Origin of the sequence: Bifidobacterium goeldii (assembly GCF_003951095.1) — a bacterium.
Lineage (GTDB): Bacteria > Actinomycetota > Actinomycetes > Actinomycetales > Bifidobacteriaceae > Bifidobacterium > Bifidobacterium goeldii.
Genome location: NZ_QXGL01000001.1, coordinates 97,654 through 114,445, shown reverse-complemented (window position 1 = coordinate 114,445; position 16,792 = coordinate 97,654). Strand labels below are relative to the sequence as shown.

Sequence of the window (16,792 nt, the reverse complement as noted above, 5' to 3'; positions counted from 1 at the left end):
CTCAAAACCGTTACAGTCTAAAGCATGGCCTGCCTTCAGCATGAGACATCAAGGTCCACTTTTTTCTTCAGTTTTCTTCAGTGCCGGTATTTACGCGCCGCATGCCATTTGCTCGCATTGCTCCAGCCTCGCCGCCGAGAGCTATTCGATTCGAATTGTGTCTGGGGCTTTGGACGCCTAATAAGCTCCAGTCCATCACAATCCTCGGGTACCCAGTCGGCATGATGGACACGGAAGGCGCAATGCTGTTCGTTACGCGCGGAGTACACCATGATCACACGCCCGTCACGAATGAGCTCGACGATGCGCTCCCATAGCCAGTCACGCACCTTCGCGCTCACATGACCGACGAATACGCCCGCCGATATCTCCAGCAACCACCGGGAACATGCCTCGTTCCGGTGTCGTCGGTGACAGTGATGGCATTGTCAGCACGGTTGATCACGCAATGTTCGAAATAAGCGAACGACAGGCGGTCCTCGGCACGTACCAGCTCACCGAGTTCGGGCGGCGGCGTGCCGGGAACCGTGCGCCCGGCACTCATGACTGTGGTTTCCGGATCGGTGCGATAGTCATCAGACCGCAGCCGAATCCTTTGGCACGGCCGATGCCGTGGCAGAGTGTATGACGGAATAGATCAGCATCAGTTACTGTCAAACGGCCATCAAACACTGCTGTAGCCAGCGTGACCGTCTGACCGTCGCGCTGGAACCGTTCGCGGTGACGCTGACTGACGATCACTGACGGGTCACCATTGTCATCGAGCATTATCGAGAAGCCGTGTGTTTCGGCGCGAGCAATAAGCCAGTTGCGTTGCTGTTCGGCGGTGACGTGGCCTTGGATCGTGCCAATAATACCTTCGCCGTTCGCCTTGGGTCGGAGGCCCTTGTCGACGCGCGCTTTGCGCACCGGATTGGCGCGCAACCGGAACTGCCATTGCTGACCGACTGCGATGCGGGACAGCAACGGCGTGTAGTCTTTGCTTTCCCACTGTGCTTGCATCGGCCAGCCAGCCTGTTCGATGATGTGCGTGAAATCGGGGGCCTGCGGGCTGACGACGTACAACCAGACGCTATGATCCTGCGGCAAGGTATCCAGCCTCCATAGAATACGGCCTTCCTCACCGTCGCGTACGCTACCGGGTGGGAACGCACTCTCCACTGCCGCATGAGTGCGATACGGCGACGTTATCAGCTGCCTCGCACCTTCCCTAGCCGTGTTCAACGGTACTCGTGAAATGAACATGCGATTCACTCCTATGCAAAGTTCATGGGGTCGTCAGCCCCGGTGGAGTCGAAGCTCGGCGGCACAGTGCCCAATCTTTGATGACCATCAGACATGTCTGATCCGTGAGCACCGCCTGCAATGCCAGGATTATCAATCCGATATCGATGGACCGCACGGCCCGCATACCGGCGATCCTTCTGACTGAAAGTCATCGGCAGATCGGCCTGTGTAGCAGCCGGTTCGTTTTCATCCGCGTCGCATACAACTTCCAACCACGGAGACGGATACCGACGTCGATACCATGCCGAAGCATGCCATGGTTCACGTTCCAGCGCCTGTCGCACACCCTCGTATTCGTCATGTACTCCCAACGTCACGGGAAAATGTTAAGCGTGGAGATCTCGTACAGGGGATCATCCCCGCGTATGCGGGGAACACCCATTGTTGTTGTCAGTTGTTTTCAATTGTTACCATTTCCATTCATCGGGATCATCCCCGCGTATGCGGGGAACACCCGTGCAAGCGGAGGCGTTGGATACGGCGATCGGGATAATTTCTTATTGTCCCACAGCCAATACAAGCCCTCAACGGAGGAATGAACCTGGTCACACTGACGATGCCCGGACAAACATCATCCTCACCATAAACGGCGCGCAAAAGTAAGCTACACCTTCAGCAACGTCCCATCGCGAACGATTATTATGATCAGCTGCGCGGGGTATGGACTGAAGCGGGTAATGTTGATATGCCTGATTTTGCGCATACTGATCTGATTGACCCGGATCGTGTGCTCTGGCAGCAGCAAAGCGGCTTCTCAAACACGGACTTTAACGGTTTGACTTTCAAGCAGGTTAAAGAAGGCCAGAGTCGTGCGGGCATGACCATCAATGACCTGTGGCCAAGCCTTGATAACGTGGATGATGCGCAGCAGTTCATTGCTGACATGATTAACACGTCTGGTCGGCTTACCATGCAGCGCAACATTCGTATTGATCCGACTAAGCCGAAGTGGGCGCGCGTGTGCGGTGGTATCAAGCCGCGCGCGTTTTGTGTCATGCTCGCTTCGCGTGGTTTTGCTTATAACAGTGAGGAAACCGCGTCGTTCGGCGGCAGTTTCCACGATGGACACGCCATTGCGCCGTCGTGCCCAGCTGGGGCAAAAACAGTATCCTGCTCGCAAAACAAGCCGAATGGAAAGGTATGTATGATCAGGCCGCGCAATCCGCGCGGCACGCCAGGGAGAAGATGACGCCGGAGACGCTCTGCGCGTGGCTACGTTACAATTTCCCAGGTTTGCTCAAGGACGGTGTCGTGTTCGACCCGGACATGCGCATCCCCAAAGGTAGCGAGATCGAAAAACAGCTTGGGCACCTGCACACGCTGCGCATGAACCAGCTGCTCAAGCAGGCTGCGAAGTCACATCCTGACACCGTGCGTCTTTGGGCCAAGCACGCCGGCGAATACTATATCATCAACACGAAATACACGGGAACCGCCGAATTCGATCCCAAGGCCGGTGGTATCCGTGTCAACCTGAAGAAGATCGGTCTCGACGGCAAAAGAAATCGTGCCTATGAAACCATGTTTCATGAGACATCACATATGCTTGATTGGATACTGGGAGATTCACGCCAATACGGTTCCTACGGCTATCACACAGCGGAGTTCCCGATGCTGCTGCAGAATGATGCTGTCGCATTGCATAAGACAGCGAAGAAAGAACTGATCAGGGAACGGCCAAATCTTTTGATGGAGGTAGCTCAATACGATGCGTACTTGAAGAGGAATAGTCGTCTGAATCGTGCCCAGTTGAAAAGACTGTATGACGAAGGAATTATCCAAGGTGATTACATGCAGTTCTATGGCAGCGGCCACGCGGGCGTACTACGGACAGTGCTCTCCAATTGGAGAAGCTCCATCGAGGCTGAGCCTACTGACCAACAGATTCTTACCCGAATGAGGAAAAAAGTCCACGAAGGAATGCTCGATACTGATGGTGCTGTGGATGACATGATTTTCGCTCAATACGACGGATACAGGGGTTTTGTTTGGCATCCGCCGAGAGATCCGAAGAATCCTATCGAGACGAAATATTTCAAATCTGGCATGATGAGGTCGGCCGAGGCGTGGGCTGAAATGTTAGCAGCCCAGATCGCGAACCCGCAGGCGTGGAATCATATACAGAAATGGTTCCCGCAATCATCTAAACTATTAGATGAGATGATACAGGAGGCGTTCAATGGGTGACGACACACTCTTCAAGGAATTTTGCAAAGAAGGCGAAAGCATGCCACTGAGCGATCTTCTGGAAGAGTACGCCAACGTATTTGATGCAGCATTCTTCATTATGGGGGAGGACGGTCCGTATGTTAGCGATAAGGAATTACGAGACTGGCTGAACTGGTGTGTTTTCTACGGTAAACCGCGTGACGAATACCCGCTCGTCAACCGGGATTAGCCCATAATCATTTTTTTGTTTTAACCACCCGCATGGGTGGTTTTTTTATGCCCGAAACGGGCCCCGTATCAACCTAGGAGGAACTATGGCCGAAGAAGCCAACGCCACAACCGACCAGTCGCAGGACGCGAGCGAGCCGCACGGTGAGCAGTCTACGGATTGGGAGGCTAAGTATCGTGAGGCTATTTCTCACTCTCGTGAGTGGGAGAAGCGTACAAAGGATAATAAGGCTGCGGCTGATGAGCTGGAACAGCTCAAGGAATCGCAGATGAGTGAACAGCAGAAGGCTGAGGCGCGTACTACGAAGCTCCAGAAGGAGCTCGACCAGCTGAAGACTGGGAAGCAGCAGAACGCGTGGCGCTCACAAGTAGCCAATGAATCAGGATTGCCGGCAACACTCATCGTTGGTGATTCACTCGAAGCTATGCAGGAGCACGCGAAGGCTATCAACGAGTACATGGCAGCAAAGGCAGGACGCCGAACGATCATCCCCGCGCATGCGGGGAACACCTCGACCGCGATATCGCTGAATACAACAACATGGAATCATTCGCTGTTGACTCAAATCTTTGAATCGGTTATGAATCTCCGCCAGTTCAATTCCCTTGGCGGCTAATGCCGCCTTTGTGACCAGTGGCCTTGAATGGCTGAGCATGAGAGACAGCTACGCCCGAACCTTGACGAACATTCATGCCTCCGCGCAAAACGTGTTCCACGCCTTGCCCATTGCGTCGCCGGGCTCCTACCCGAGCTACATTGATGCCTTTAGCAGCAAGCGCTCGCGCCCACCGCTCATCGCTAGTGCTAGGAGTGCTGGAAGCACTGGAAGCACTAGCGTGCTTTTTCGATGATGTCATACGCGCGGAGTATCCCACTGCGGTTTCCAAGAGTATTGCATGTCGTAAGCAGAAGCCCAGAACATGTATTCATGCTCTACACCGGTGACGAAGATATCCGTCAGTTCAGCCTTACGTTCCTCGCTGAGACCTGCAGCAAGTCGCTCAATATGCTCAATAAGCCATGCGGAACTACTCCAAAACTCCTCCGTCTTGTACATATCAACCCAGCTCTTGTACGGATTCGTCTCGAGCGTATCAGCAAACTCAGCAGCAAGACGCTGACCATAGTCGGCGTACACCCAAGCGCATGGCAGTACTGCAACCAGAACATCTACGAGAGGATTGCCGTAGGCGATTGAAAGAATGTTAGAAGTGTAAGCGCGAGCGAACGCAGACTGGCGTACTGAATTCATTTCTTCAGCGCTAATACCGTAGCTAGCCATATATTCGCGGTGCATGGCAGATTCTACGTTGAAAATGGCGTTCTGCACGTTAGCCATGAATCGCATGATCTCTGGATCTTGCGTCTTAGTAAGCGCGAGTGCGTGAACTTTTGCGTAATCGTTGAGGTAACGATAATCCTGCAGTAGGTAGAAGGCGAATTTTTCACGAGCTAATGTACCGTTGCCAAGTTCTCGTATGAACGGCTGCTGATAGCCTTCCTCCCAAACTTGGTTGGCTGCTTCACGCAAATGTTGTGCGAATGGTGGCAAATGGTTAAGCGTGATGGGTCCGAATTCTGCTGCGTTGAATGTTGTGGCACAAGCATTGCATGACATGATGATTGCTCCCTTCGATGGTGTTGGCCAACAGGTTCCAAGGGTCAGGATCAGCCTTTCTCAACTCTCCGAGATGGTCACAATGTGGCGAGCAGCATACGCGATATCAACGTCGTATGAGCATGCTTTCGGAGGGTTCCCCTGCAACGTCGTTTATTATACGTTGTGTTAGGCAATCGGTCGAGACTTTACTGATAACCGTATCGATTAGTGTGCGCGATGTTCCAATATTTGACGGATGCGAGCTGCGATATCTGGATTGCGCAGTGACGTCAGTGACGGGAAGATACGGAGCAATCGGCGCTGCTGCCAGCTGAGGGAACGGGTAAGCATCTCATCGGCCATGTCGATACGCGTATCAATAGCTTCGATTTGTTCGAGCTTGCGCATTTTGATTTGTTCACAGATACGAGCGAGTCGAGAGTCGAAGCTGTGCAAGCCAGCTTGTGTGATTGCCCAATCCACTACAGTGGCTGCACACAATACAATCGCAAGAGTCAAGACTACGAGATCCGACCATGTTTCCACGATGGATATCATCCATGGTTGGACTACAAGCACTACCATTGCAGCACCGAAGCCGAATGCTAGAAAACCATTGAGATACACTCGTCCGTTGATATTGAACGGTTTGCCGGTGTAATCCCAGAATCGTACATGGTAGAGCTTTTCGATAACCCATGACGATGCATACTCCAGTGTGCAAGCGATCACACCACTGGCAAGAAACAATGCAACTGGATTGTGCACGTCGTGCAGCATTGCTAATACCAGCAGGGCACCGAACCCGTATATCGGACAGATTGGGCCGTTGAGCATACCGCGATCCTCAAATCGTTTGCGTAACACTACGCTAAGCATGGTCTCCCATATCCAACCGGCAAATGAGTATGCCGTCCAATAGAGAAACCATTGCCCTGCTGTAAGCAGCATCGTCATGCGTCGCTCCCACACTCTATTGCTGGTTTCCAAACGTTTGTCACCAGATCATCAATCAGAATAAACAAACGTTCTCTAGACAAGAGTCAATTCCACAAAAACCTTTGCAATCAGCTCTCAGCTCAAACGCGTTCGCAGCACGTACAGTGACGGCATGTAATAAGGCACAATACATGCTATATCCTTGCCCATTTGGGTAGAACATAACAGCAAAGGAGCGATTATGACGCTTATGGAACCGCCGGCAATACCTACGCGCAAAGCCCATGATGGTCTAGAACTGCCAGCCATCGGATTCGGCACGTACAAGGTCAATGGCTTTGCTGGAGTAGAGGCGATCAAGTCAGCATTGGAGGTTGGTTATCGTCTCATTGATTCCGCATTCAACTATGAAAACGAGGGCATCGTCGGCAAGGCAATCCGTGAATCGGATGTGCCGCGCGAAGATATCATCGTCGCCTCGAAGCTGCCTGGCCGCCATCATCAGTATGATCAGGCGCGCACCACTATTGAGGAGTCGGTGGCGCGCATGGGCCTCGACTACATCGACCTGTATCTCATCCATTGGCCGAATCCTTCGCAGGGCCAGTTCGTAGAGGCGTGGCAGGCGCTGGTCGATGCGCAAAAGCAAGGCATCGTAAAGCATATCGGCGTGAGCAATTTCCTGCCCGGTCATATTGATCTGCTCATTCGCGCCACGGGCGTCACGCCGGCAGTCAACCAGATCGAACTGCATCCGTTCTTCCAGCAGAACGAGCAGCGCGCTTACGATGAGGCGCATGGCATCATCACTGAAGCGTGGAGTCCTCTTGGCCGCGCGAACCAGATGCTCAAGGATCCGACCATCGTGCGTATCGCCGACAAGCACGGCGTCTCCCCCGTTGCCGCGATCCTGCGCTGGCATTTGCAGCTAGGCGATGTGACGATTCCGAAGTCGATGCATCGCGAACGCCAACGCGCGAACCTTGATCTAACCGGTTTCGCACTGGACGAGCAGGATATGCGTGACATCGCTGCCATGGACAATCCCGAAGGCTACTCGTTCGCACAAAACCCGCGCTGGCACGAAGAGGCCTAAACTCCATTACTTCGACGGTATGGGCGTGAAGTTAAAAAACTCCATGCCCATACTGCTATAACTTATTGCAGCTTCATCACACTGCGTAGGCGGACCAGCGGCCGTGGGTGTGTGTGACTTCGATGGGCATGCCGAATAGGTCGGAAAGACGTTCGTCAGTCAAGCCTTCTTCAAGCGGACCGGAGTAGACGATGGTGCCGGCGCCGGGGTTACCCATCGAGTCGACGCCCTCATCGGTGGCATCTTCTGCAGGAATGGGCTTGCGGCCCATGATGGCGATGTGGTCGAATCCAGCGGGAATCTCCTCAAGCCTGTGCGTGACGAGCACAACAGCGCGGTTGGAATCCTCCTGGCCGATGCGGCTCAACGTGCGCATCACCTGTTCGCGGCCACCCAAGTCAAGACCGGTGGTCGGCTCGTCCATGATGAGCAGCTCTGGGTTACCCATCAGTGCGCGAGCGATGAGCACACGCGTGCGCTCGCCTTCCGACAGGCGCCACATCTGCTTGCCTTCAAGATATCCGACGCGGAAGTCGCGCAATAGCCCGCGGGCACGCTCATATTCCTCATCCGTGTACGTGTCCTGCCAGCGTCCGGTCACGGCGGACAGGCCGGTGACCACGGCGTCGAGCGGATCCTCGAAATCAGGGAATTGGCGGCCCAGATCGGCGGAGGCGAGGCCGATGCGCGTGCGCAGTTTGAACACGTCGTATTTGCCGAGCTGATGGCCGAGAATGAACACACGGCCTTCGGAGGGGAAGGTACGCGTGGCGAGCATGCCCACCGCGGTGGATTTGCCGATGCCGTTCGGTCCGAACAACACCCAGCGCTCGCCCGCCTTGATGGACAGGTTCACGTCGGTGATGATGACGCGGCGGTTGCGGCGGAATTCAACGTCTTCAAGACGCAGGACTTCGGTAGGCATGTGTAGTTCCTTTACTGAAACGACTGAAATATACAAAAACGGGCCTGTTCCCTGCGTAGGGAGCAGGCCCGTCATACTGCTGAATCGTTACTTGTGCTCGTCGAGTACAGACTGATAGACCTTGACGGTTTCGTCAGCGATCGACTCCCAGCTGAACACGTCGCGGGCACGCTCGTAACCGGCCTGCCCCATCTTCTTACGAAGCTCAGGGTCAGCCATGATCTTGTTGATCGCGTCGGCCATATCGTGCACGAACTTGTCCGGGTTGGTCGGCGTGCCAGTACCATCGTGCAACTGCTCGATCGGCACAAGATAGCCAGTTTCACCGTCCACAACAACCTCAGGGATACCGCCAGTAGCGGATGCAACAACCGGCAGACCGCAGGCCATCGCCTCAAGGTTGACGATACCAAGCGGCTCATAGATGCTCGGGCAGATGAACGCGTCACAACCATGCTCCAACGCGCTCAGCTCATTCTTCGGCAGCATCTCTTCAATCCAAATGATGTTACCGCGCTTCTTATCAAGCTCAGCAAAGGAGTTCTTGACCTCTTCCATGATCTCCGGTGTGTCCGGAGCACCAGCACACAGTACGATCTGAATGCTCGGGTCTACGAAGTGCAGCGCCTTCAGCAGATACGGCAGACCCTTCTGGCGAGTAATACGACCCACGAACAGCAGTGTCGGCTTCGAACGGTCAATATGGTAACGATCAAATACGCCCCAACCTGGGTCATCATCAGCCGGCGTAGCAAACTCGGACATCGTAATGCCGTTGTATACAACAACAACCTTATCCGGGTCAAGATCCGGATAAGCGGTAAGAATATCGTTGCGCATACCTTTGGAAACGGCGATCACACGGTCAGCGTGCTCGTAAGCGTCTTTCTCTGCCCAAGAGCTCAGGTTGTAACCGCCACCAAGCTGCTCGCGCTTCCACGGGCGGAACGGTTCCAGCGAATGCGCGGTGATCACCAACGGCGTACCATGCAGCATCTTGGCCATGTAGCCTGCAAGGCAGGCATACCACGTGTGTGCGTGAATAATGTCCGCGTCGACATCGTTGGCGATCTGCAAATCCACGCCGAAAGTCTTAATCGCTCCGTTAGCATCCTTGAGCTCGGCAGGCGTATTGTAGCCAACAACGTTCAGGCTGCCTTTGGCTTCTGCCGCGTTCGGAATCTCAGGAATGTCAGCCTCTGTGCGTGGGCCGTCGAACGCGCGCACGGTTACATCAATGCGCTCAGCAAGGACTTTCGACAACTGTTCAGCATGAACGCCGGCTCCACCATAAACGTGCGGCGGATACTCTCTTGTTAACAGATCGACTCTCATCTGACTAGCTCTCCTTCGTGCGTCAGGATAAACAAGACATCTTCTACTTTAGGGCACCATATAACGAAAAACGCACAACCGCCGCGTTCGTGTTGCGACTGTTGTGCGTTTTCACTGAAGTAGATCAGACTGCTGTACCGTTCTCATCCAGATTTGGATTGTTTCGATAGTTACCAGCGGTAAAGAACAAGCTCAATACGCCGATAACAAAAACTACCGATACGCTAATCACTAGCCACATCGGATGGCTAGGAAGCCACATAATCACGCAAAACGCGATGCCAGCAAGCACGATGAGAATCCAGCTGACCACGCGGAACCATTGACGCATGGAGTGTGGTGCTTTAAACGCCTTAGGATCGCGATAGTTTGGATTTGCTTCGAATACTGATTCGACAGCATCGTCCGCTTCAGTACGGGCGCTCGGCTTCCATGGGCCGTTATCGTCAATACCTTCTTGCAGGCGACGAGACTTTTCCTGCAACGCATACTCGTCAATCAGACCAGCACGGCGGCCGCCCGTCCTGTCATACTGCTGGGGCACTCCCCTGCGCTCATTCCTCGCAGCCTTGCGACGTTCTGCGCGATTCGGCATATTATTGCTCCTCTTATGTCTATCGGGCGAATAACACTGTCCACTACTGTACCTCGGGGTCATCTCATGACGTGTTATTGCCACAACGGCTACATAGAAAACACCATAGAAAAAGCGGAGACACCGCTACAGTGCAGCAGCGTGCGTCTCCGCTTATTTCAGTGTGTTTACATTCAGCGGGTTCGTGGCAATGCCATCGGACGCTGAGAGGCAACAATCGGTGCTGGCAGCTCAGTGTTACCGGTCAGGTACTCGTCGACAGCAGCTGCGCAAGAACGTCCCTCAGAGATTGCCCACACGACAAGGCTCTGACCACGGCCAGCATCTCCAGCAACAAACACGCCATCCTGCGAGGTGGCGAACTTGTCATTACGTGCCACGTTGCCGCGGCCATCAAGTTCAACCGGCAGCTGGTCAACCAGCGTAGTGGTGTCCGGGTGCAGGAAGCCAACGGAGATGAGTACAAGGTCAGCGGGCAGAATACGTTCAGTACCGGGCTGACGCGTGAACGGACCGTTTTCGCCTGGAGCAACGTCAACAACCTTCAGACCAGTCACATGACCGTTTTCATCAGCCACGAAGCCCTCGGTTGCAGTCGAGTTCTCAACGTGCACCTTTGCCTGTTCCTCTTCGGAGCCAACAAAGTTCACCGAATCGGTGCTGTACACGTACGTGCCGCCTTCTTCCATTGAAGAAGTCTTCTGGTAGAGGCGCGCGAACGTCGGCCACGGCTGGTTGTCGGGGCGCGAGGACGGTTCCTTCGGCATGATCTGTAGCACAGTCACGTCCTTAGCACCTTGACGAATGGACGTACCGAGGCAGTCGGAACCGGTGTCGCCACCACCAATGATGACAACGTGCTTGTCCTTGGCGGTGATATCGTGCACCGGCTTAACGCCATACACGCGGCGAGTCGCATCAGGCAGGAACTCCATTGCGAAGTGAATGCCCTGAAGCTCACGACCTGGGATCTTCATGTCACGCGGCACAGTAGAACCGATAGCAACAACAACCGCATCGTAGCGCGAACGCAGATCATCCCAGCTGATGTCCTTGCCGATTTCTACGCCAGTACGGAAGCGCGTGCCTTCAGCTTCCATCTGCTTGACACGACGGTCGAGCAGTCGCTTATCGAGCTTGAAGTTCGGGATGCCGTAGCGCATCAGGCCACCGATCGCGTCATCACGCTCGTACACAACGACCGTATGACCAGCGCGGGTCAGCTGCTGCGCGCAAGCCAAGCCTGCAGGGCCGGAGCCGACGACTGCGACAGTCTGATCAGTCAAACGCTGCGGCGGCAAGGGCTTCACATAGTCGAGATCCCAAGCCTGATCGATAATCGTGCACTCGTCGTTCTTGATCATCGTCGGCGGCTGATGAATACCCAGCACGCAAGCCTGCTCGCACAAAGCCGGGCAAATACGACCGGTCACTTCAGGGAAGTTGTTAGTGGTAGAAAGCCTGTTGTAGGCATCTTCCCACTTCTCCTGGCGTACGAGATCGTTAAATTCAGGGATGATGTTACCCAGCGGGCAGCCGGTCATACAGAACGGAGTACCGCAGTCCATGCAGCGGGCAGCCTGCTCGGTTGTCCATGGTTGCAGACCGGACTCAGCGTGCACATCGAGCCAGTCTTTAATACGCTCGGCGACCGGGCGCTCTGCGAGTTCTTGGCGGGTACGGACCTTCAGGAATCCACGAGGATCTCCCATGTCAGCGCGCTCCTTCCATCACGTGCTCGTACACCTGTTCCCAGGCACCGGGCGCATTGAAATCAATGTTGTCTTCTTCGGCCTGCTTCATGGCTTCAGTCATGGCCAGATAATGCTCAGGCACCACGCGAGTGAAGCGCAGCACGTTCTCATCCCAGTTGGCCAACAGTTCAGCTGCGAACGCCGAACCAGTCTCCTCGGCATGACGCTTGACGAGATCGCGCACAATCGGCGCGGTCGTCTCATCGAGCTGCTGGAACAGCAGTGCGCCACTGTCACGCCCCTCAGGGTTGACCTGCTTCATATCGAGGTCGAGCACGTAAGCGTTACCGCCGGAGAAGCCTGCACCGAAGTTGCGGCCAGTAGGACCAAGCACCACAACAGTGCCGCCTGTCATGTATTCGCAACCGTGGTCACCCACGCCTTCGACGACGAATGTAGCGCCAGAGTTACGCACGGCAAAACGTTCGCCAGCGCGACCTGCGACGAACATCTCACCGGAGGTTGCGCCGAAGCCGGTCACGTTACCCGCAATGACGTTCTCATGCGGATCAAACGTCACGCCATCCTCAGGGCGCACGATCAGACGACCGCCAGACAAGCCCTTGCCGGCGTAATCGTTGACTTCGCCGTAGACGCGAATCGTCTCGCCGCTGGGGATGAACGCGCCAATGGACTGGCCACCAGCACCGTGGAACGTCATGTCGATCGTGTCATCCGGCAAGCCTTCAGCACCGTAACGACGAGTGATCTCGTAGCCAACCATCGTGCCGAGCGTACGGTTCACGTTGCGAATCGGCATTTCGATACGCACCGGCTCCTTGTTCTCGAGCGCAGGCTGAGCCAGTTCGATGAGCTTATTGTCCAGCGCCTTTTCGAGCTCGTGGTTCTGCGGCTCCGTGTTGTGCAGGATCGTGCCAGGTACCGGGCCGGGCTGCATGAGCACGTTCGTCAGGTCAACGCCATCGGACTTCCAGCGCTTGATCGCTTCGTTCTGGTCGAGGCACTCAACGTGGCCCACGGCCTCTTCGAGCGTACGGAAGCCAAGCTCGGCGAGAATCTCACGCACTTCCTCTGCGATGTACATGAAGAAGTTGATCACCGACTCAGGCTTGCCGCGGAAGCGGGCGCGCAGCTCCGGATCCTGCGTAGCAATACCCTGCGGGCACGTGTTCTTCTGGCATGCGCGCATCATGACACAGCCTTCGACGATCAGCGCAGCAGTTGCAAAACCGAATTCCTCAGCGCCAAGCAGCGCAGCAATAACCACATCGCGACCAGTCTTCAGCTCGCCGTCGCACTGCACAACGATGCGGGAGCGCAGGCCGTTCAAAATCAGCGTCTGCTGGGTTTCGGACAGACCAATCTCCCACGGGGTGCCCGCATGGCGGATTGCGTTAAGCGGAGCCGCGCCAGTACCACCGTCGTAGCCGGAGATCAGCACCACGTCGGCATGGCACTTGGCCACGCCGGCCGCGATCGTGCCGACACCGAACTCGGAGACGAGCTTGACGTGGATGCGCGCCTTCGGGTTCGCCATCTTCGCGTCGTTGATCAGCTGCTTCAAGTCCTCAATCGAGTAGATATCGTGGTGCGGCGGCGGGGAGATCAGCTCCACACCTGGGGTAGCGTGACGCACCTTAGCAATCCACGGCGGAACCTTTGCACCAGGCAAGTGACCACCTTCACCAGGCTTAGCACCCTGAGCAAGCTTGATCTGCAGGTCAGTAGCGTGGACCAGATAGTCGCTGGTAACACCGAAGCGAGCGGATGCAATCTGCTTGATACGGCTGTAGCGCAGCGGATCCTCGATGCGGTCGTCGGATTCGCCACCCTCACCAGAGTTGGAACGAGCACCGATCGTGTTCATCGCAATAGCGAGCGTTTCGTGAGCTTCCTGCGAGATGGAACCATAGCTCATTGCACCAGTGGAGAAGCGCTTGACAATCTCGCTAGCTGGCTCGACCTCGGAGATGTCGATCGGCTTGCGATCGTGCTTGAACTTCATCAGGCCGCGCAGGGTCATGATGCGGTTCGACGTGTCGTTGATGTGTGCCGAATACTTCTTGAACATCTGGTAGTCGCCGCGAGCGGTCGACTGCTGGAGCAGGAAGATCGCCTCGGGGTCGTTGAGATGGTCTTCGCCGGTACGGCGCCACTTGTATTCGCCACCGGTTTCGAGGTTCATGTGCGGGGTTGCCGTCCACTGGTTTGGATAAGCAACGCGATGGCGGATCGCCACTTCTTCGGCGAGCTCGTCAAGACCAACACCACCAACCTGAGAAACAGTGCCAGTGAAGTACTTGTCAACCGTGGCCTTGTTCAAGCCCACTGCTTCGAACAGTTGCGCGCCACGATAGCTCATGATTGTGGAGACGCCCATCTTCGACATGATCTTGAGCACGCCAGTAGAAAGCGCCTTCGTAAGGTTCTTCACGGCGGTCGGTCCGTCAACCTTCAGGTAGCCAGTGCGGGCCAAATCCTCAACGGATTCGAAAGCAAGATATGGGTTCACGCAAGCTGCACCATACGCGATAAGCAATGCTACATGGTGCACTTCGCGCACATCGCCGGCTTCAACAGCCATAGAAATCTGCGTACGCGTGTGACGGCGCAGAAGGTGGTGCTGCACTGCCGCAGTGAGCAGCAGCGACGGAATCGGACCCCACGTGTGGTTGGAATCACGATCGGACAGCACAATAAAGTTGCTGCCACCCTCGATCGCCTCATCAACTTCTGCGAAGATCTCTTCAAGACGCTCTTCAAGTGCCTTGCCGCCACCAGCGACCTGGTACAGGCCCTTGACGATAAACGGACGGTAGTAGCCGCCGAGCACCTTAGCACGGTCGAGACGCTTCAGCTGAGCCATCTCGTCAGAGTTAATGACTGGCAGCGGAATGAGGATCTTCTTAGCATGCAGCTCAGAATCCTCAAGCAGGTTCGGCTCCGGGCCGATCGCGGATTCGAGCGAGGTGACAATCTCCTCGCGCTCCCAGTCCAGCGGCGGGTTAGTCACCTGCGCGAACTTCTGGTGGAAGTAGTCGAACAGCATACGGCTGCGCTTGGAAAGCACCGGAAGCGGGTTATCGTTACCCATTGAACCGAGCGGCTCTTTACCAGTGTTAGCCATTGGGGTGAGCAGAAGTTTAAGATCTTCTTCGGTGTAGCCGAATGCGCGCTGGCGACGCTGCACAGACTGGCCGGAGTGACTCACGTGCTCGCGCTTCGGCAAGTCGCTCAACTCCACCGAGTTGCCTTCCACCCACTTGCGGTACGGGTGCTGGGAAGCAAGATTCTTCTTGATTTCCTCGTCGGGGATAATGCGGCCTTCTGCCGTGTCCACGAGGAACATCTTGCCAGGCTCAAGGCGACCCTTGGAAACCACGTGTGCATCGTCAATCTCTGGCAGTACGCCAGCCTCGGAGGCAAGCACAATATAGCCGTCGTCGGTGAGCTGCCAGCGGCCAGGACGGAAGCCGTTACGGTCGAGCAACGCGCCCACCTGCGTGCCGTCAGTGAAAATAATGTCTGCCGGGCCATCCCACGGCTCGATCAGCGTGTTGTTGTACTCGTAGAACGCGCGCACGTCAGGATCGAGCTGATCATTGTTCTCCCAAGCCGGCGGCAGCATCATCGAAATCGCGTGCGGCAGGGAGCGGCCGGCAAGGTGCAGCAACTCGAGGCATTCGTCGAAGGTGCCGGAATCCGAGTATCCGGGCGTGGTGATCGGCAGCAGCGACTTGAATTCGCCGAGCAGTTCGGAGCTCAAGCGGCCTTCACGCGCAGACAGCCAGTTGCGGTTGCCCTGAATCGTGTTGATCTCACCGTTGTGTGCGAGCAGACGGAACGGCTGGGCAAGCGGCCAGCTCGGGAACGTGTTGGTAGAGAAGCGCGAGTGCACGATGGCGATCACAGCCTTCATGCGTTCGTCGCTGAGGTCGGGGAAGAACGGTGTGAGCTGCATCGTGGTAAGCATGCCCTTGTACGTGATCGTGCGGGCAGACAGCGATGCGAAGTAGATGCCGACCTCATGTTCGACGCGCTTGCGGATGCGGAACGTCTTGCGATCGAGTTCGATACCGGCGAGCTTGCTCTCCGGGTCAGCAACAATCAGCGTCTTGAAGCTCGGCATTGAAGCAAGAGCCTGCAAGCCAAGACCATCAGGATTGGTTGGCACTACACGCCAAGCAAGAACTTCAAGGCCCTCTTCGCGCACGATTTTCGCGATAGCCTGCTCCTGCTGACCAGAAGTAGCGATGTCACGGTCAAGGAAAGCAATGCCAGCAGCGTAGTGACCTGCTTCAGGTAGCTCAACGCCAGCCGTAGCACGCATGAACTCGTCCGGCATGCTCATCAAGATGCCAGCACCATCACCCGTGTTCTCTTCAGCGCCAACCGCACCACGGTGGTTGAGGTTAACGAGTACTTCAATAGCGTCATCAATAATCTTGCGCTCAGGGCGCTTGTTGAGCGTAGTGACCATGCCCACGCCGCAGGCATCGTGTTCAGCGTTCGGGTCGTATAGACCTTGTGATTGATGAATGCTCAGGTCGAGCGGGGCGTGGAAAGTCACCGAAACCACCTTCGTATCGTTTTGGCAGGGTCTTAGGGGCTCTGCGGTTCTTTGGCTAATGCGTAGGACAGCGTACCGCCCGGGTATGTCAGATATGTTTCCCTGTCCATATACCGAGTCGGCGGAAAAGTCAAGAGTCATTTTAAACGATTTGGCGAACAATTTAGGAACGCTCCCGCGTGCCGGTTCCGCCCCCACTCCACACTGCGCAATATGAGCGCAATATGAGCGCGCCATATACAGCTCCGCCCTCCCCTATTACCGTTGAAATAACGCACAATAAAGGAGGGCGGAGAGTCAGTATTGACTACTGCTGCAACGTAACGCCGCAG

Annotated in this window: 15 protein-coding genes and 1 pseudogene; 5 read left to right on the top strand and 11 right to left on the bottom strand. The window is 55.6% G+C overall.

What is annotated here, in order from left to right:
• Positions 1-77 precede the first annotated feature (77 nt).
• The 4 genes from D2E25_RS00540 to D2E25_RS00525 are packed head-to-tail and all read right to left on the bottom strand — an operon-like array spanning position 78 to position 1,604.
• Positions 78-329 carry a type I-E CRISPR-associated endoribonuclease Cas2 gene (locus tag D2E25_RS00540; protein ID WP_241216961.1) on the bottom strand — a complete coding sequence of 84 codons (252 nt, stop codon included), beginning with the start codon at positions 327-329 and terminating at the stop codon, positions 78-80.
• Positions 330-337: 8 nt separating this feature from the next.
• Positions 338-544: a hypothetical protein gene (locus D2E25_RS00535; RefSeq protein WP_241216890.1), complete on the bottom strand. Its 207-nt coding sequence runs from the start codon at positions 542-544 to the stop codon at positions 338-340.
• Positions 541-1,245, bottom strand: coding sequence for a type I-E CRISPR-associated protein Cas6/Cse3/CasE (cas6e, locus tag D2E25_RS00530; protein WP_125979110.1), 705 nt, complete (start codon positions 1,243-1,245; stop codon positions 541-543). The genes D2E25_RS00535 and cas6e overlap by 4 nt, the downstream gene beginning before the upstream one ends.
• Before the next feature lie 11 nt (positions 1,246-1,256).
• The gene (locus D2E25_RS00525) at positions 1,257-1,604 is read right to left on the bottom strand and encodes a hypothetical protein (RefSeq protein ID WP_125979109.1); all 348 of its coding nucleotides are present in this window, start codon (positions 1,602-1,604) and stop codon (positions 1,257-1,259) included.
• Between the two features lie 368 nt (positions 1,605-1,972).
• Here D2E25_RS00525 and D2E25_RS00520 point away from each other — a divergent pair, with 368 nt between their 5' ends.
• The 4 genes from D2E25_RS00520 to D2E25_RS00505 all read left to right on the top strand — a co-directional run bounded on the left by D2E25_RS00520 (position 1,973) and on the right by D2E25_RS00505 (position 4,301).
• Positions 1,973-2,476, top strand: a complete 504-nt coding sequence (locus D2E25_RS00520; RefSeq protein WP_125979108.1) for a VG15 protein — start codon at positions 1,973-1,975, stop codon at positions 2,474-2,476.
• Complete coding sequence (locus D2E25_RS00515; RefSeq protein ID WP_164514642.1) at positions 2,428-3,474, top strand: hypothetical protein; 1,047 nt, start codon at positions 2,428-2,430, stop codon at positions 3,472-3,474. Before D2E25_RS00520 ends, D2E25_RS00515 begins: the two co-directional genes overlap by 49 nt.
• Positions 3,467-3,685 carry a hypothetical protein gene (locus D2E25_RS00510; RefSeq protein ID WP_125979106.1) on the top strand — a complete coding sequence of 73 codons (219 nt, stop codon included), beginning with the start codon at positions 3,467-3,469 and terminating at the stop codon, positions 3,683-3,685. Before D2E25_RS00515 ends, D2E25_RS00510 begins: the two co-directional genes overlap by 8 nt.
• 85 nt (positions 3,686-3,770) lie before the next feature.
• Entirely contained in the window at positions 3,771-4,301 is a 531-nt protein-coding gene (locus D2E25_RS00505) for a helicase (protein WP_125979105.1), read from the top strand.
• A gap of 237 nt (positions 4,302-4,538) precedes the next feature.
• Here D2E25_RS00505 and tenA read toward each other — a convergent pair whose 3' ends face one another.
• Both tenA and D2E25_RS00490 read right to left on the bottom strand, forming a co-directional pair.
• Positions 4,539-5,303 carry a thiaminase II gene (tenA, locus tag D2E25_RS00495; protein ID WP_125979103.1) on the bottom strand — a complete coding sequence of 255 codons (765 nt, stop codon included), beginning with the start codon at positions 5,301-5,303 and terminating at the stop codon, positions 4,539-4,541.
• Positions 5,304-5,510: 207 nt separating this feature from the next.
• Positions 5,511-6,242 (bottom strand): putative ABC transporter permease, encoded by a 732-nt coding sequence (locus tag D2E25_RS00490; protein WP_125979102.1) that lies wholly within the window; start codon positions 6,240-6,242, stop codon positions 5,511-5,513.
• A gap of 223 nt (positions 6,243-6,465) precedes the next feature.
• On the opposite strand from D2E25_RS00490, the gene D2E25_RS00485 reads away from it, so the two are divergent.
• Positions 6,466-7,320 (top strand): aldo/keto reductase, encoded by an 855-nt coding sequence (locus D2E25_RS00485; protein ID WP_125979101.1) that lies wholly within the window; start codon positions 6,466-6,468, stop codon positions 7,318-7,320.
• A 396-nt stretch (positions 7,321-7,716) separates the two neighbouring features.
• Here the strand turns inward: D2E25_RS00485 and D2E25_RS10850 are convergent.
• The 5 genes and pseudogenes from D2E25_RS10850 to gltB form a co-directional block, all read right to left on the bottom strand.
• Positions 7,717-8,245: pseudogene (locus D2E25_RS10850) on the bottom strand (ABC transporter ATP-binding protein); the annotation flags it as partial.
• Positions 8,246-8,332: 87 nt separating this feature from the next.
• On the bottom strand, positions 8,333-9,580 hold the full coding sequence (gene glgA / locus D2E25_RS00475) for a glycogen synthase (protein WP_125979099.1): 1,248 nt from the start codon (positions 9,578-9,580) through the stop codon (positions 8,333-8,335).
• Positions 9,581-9,704: 124 nt separating this feature from the next.
• On the bottom strand, positions 9,705-10,175 hold the full coding sequence (locus D2E25_RS00470) for a tripartite tricarboxylate transporter TctB family protein (protein WP_125979098.1): 471 nt from the start codon (positions 10,173-10,175) through the stop codon (positions 9,705-9,707).
• A 173-nt stretch (positions 10,176-10,348) separates the two neighbouring features.
• Positions 10,349-11,887, bottom strand: coding sequence for a glutamate synthase subunit beta (locus tag D2E25_RS00465; RefSeq protein ID WP_125979097.1), 1,539 nt, complete (start codon positions 11,885-11,887; stop codon positions 10,349-10,351).
• Position 11,888: 1 nt separating this feature from the next.
• The gene (gltB, locus tag D2E25_RS00460; protein ID WP_125979096.1) at positions 11,889-16,460 is read right to left on the bottom strand and encodes a glutamate synthase large subunit; all 4,572 of its coding nucleotides are present in this window, start codon (positions 16,458-16,460) and stop codon (positions 11,889-11,891) included.
• Positions 16,461-16,792 lie beyond the last annotated feature (332 nt).

Coding starts and splice junctions, on each gene's coding strand:
- D2E25_RS00515 (WP_164514642.1), top strand. CDS start 2,428: ATGTATGATCAGGCCGCGCAATCCGCGCGGCACGCCAGGGAGAAGATG.
- D2E25_RS00470 (WP_125979098.1), bottom strand. CDS start 10,175: ATGCCGAATCGCGCAGAACGTCGCAAGGCTGCGAGGAATGAGCGCAGG.
- D2E25_RS00485 (WP_125979101.1), top strand. CDS start 6,466: ATGACGCTTATGGAACCGCCGGCAATACCTACGCGCAAAGCCCATGAT.
- tenA (WP_125979103.1), bottom strand. CDS start 5,303: ATGTCATGCAATGCTTGTGCCACAACATTCAACGCAGCAGAATTCGGA.
- D2E25_RS00505 (WP_125979105.1), top strand. CDS start 3,771: ATGGCCGAAGAAGCCAACGCCACAACCGACCAGTCGCAGGACGCGAGC.
- D2E25_RS00510 (WP_125979106.1), top strand. CDS start 3,467: ATGGGTGACGACACACTCTTCAAGGAATTTTGCAAAGAAGGCGAAAGC.
- glgA (WP_125979099.1), bottom strand. CDS start 9,580: ATGAGAGTCGATCTGTTAACAAGAGAGTATCCGCCGCACGTTTATGGT.
- cas6e (WP_125979110.1), bottom strand. CDS start 1,245: ATGTTCATTTCACGAGTACCGTTGAACACGGCTAGGGAAGGTGCGAGG.
- D2E25_RS00465 (WP_125979097.1), bottom strand. CDS start 11,887: ATGGGAGATCCTCGTGGATTCCTGAAGGTCCGTACCCGCCAAGAACTC.
- D2E25_RS00520 (WP_125979108.1), top strand. CDS start 1,973: ATGCCTGATTTTGCGCATACTGATCTGATTGACCCGGATCGTGTGCTC.
- D2E25_RS00535 (WP_241216890.1), bottom strand. CDS start 544: ATGAGTGCCGGGCGCACGGTTCCCGGCACGCCGCCGCCCGAACTCGGT.
- D2E25_RS00490 (WP_125979102.1), bottom strand. CDS start 6,242: ATGACGATGCTGCTTACAGCAGGGCAATGGTTTCTCTATTGGACGGCA.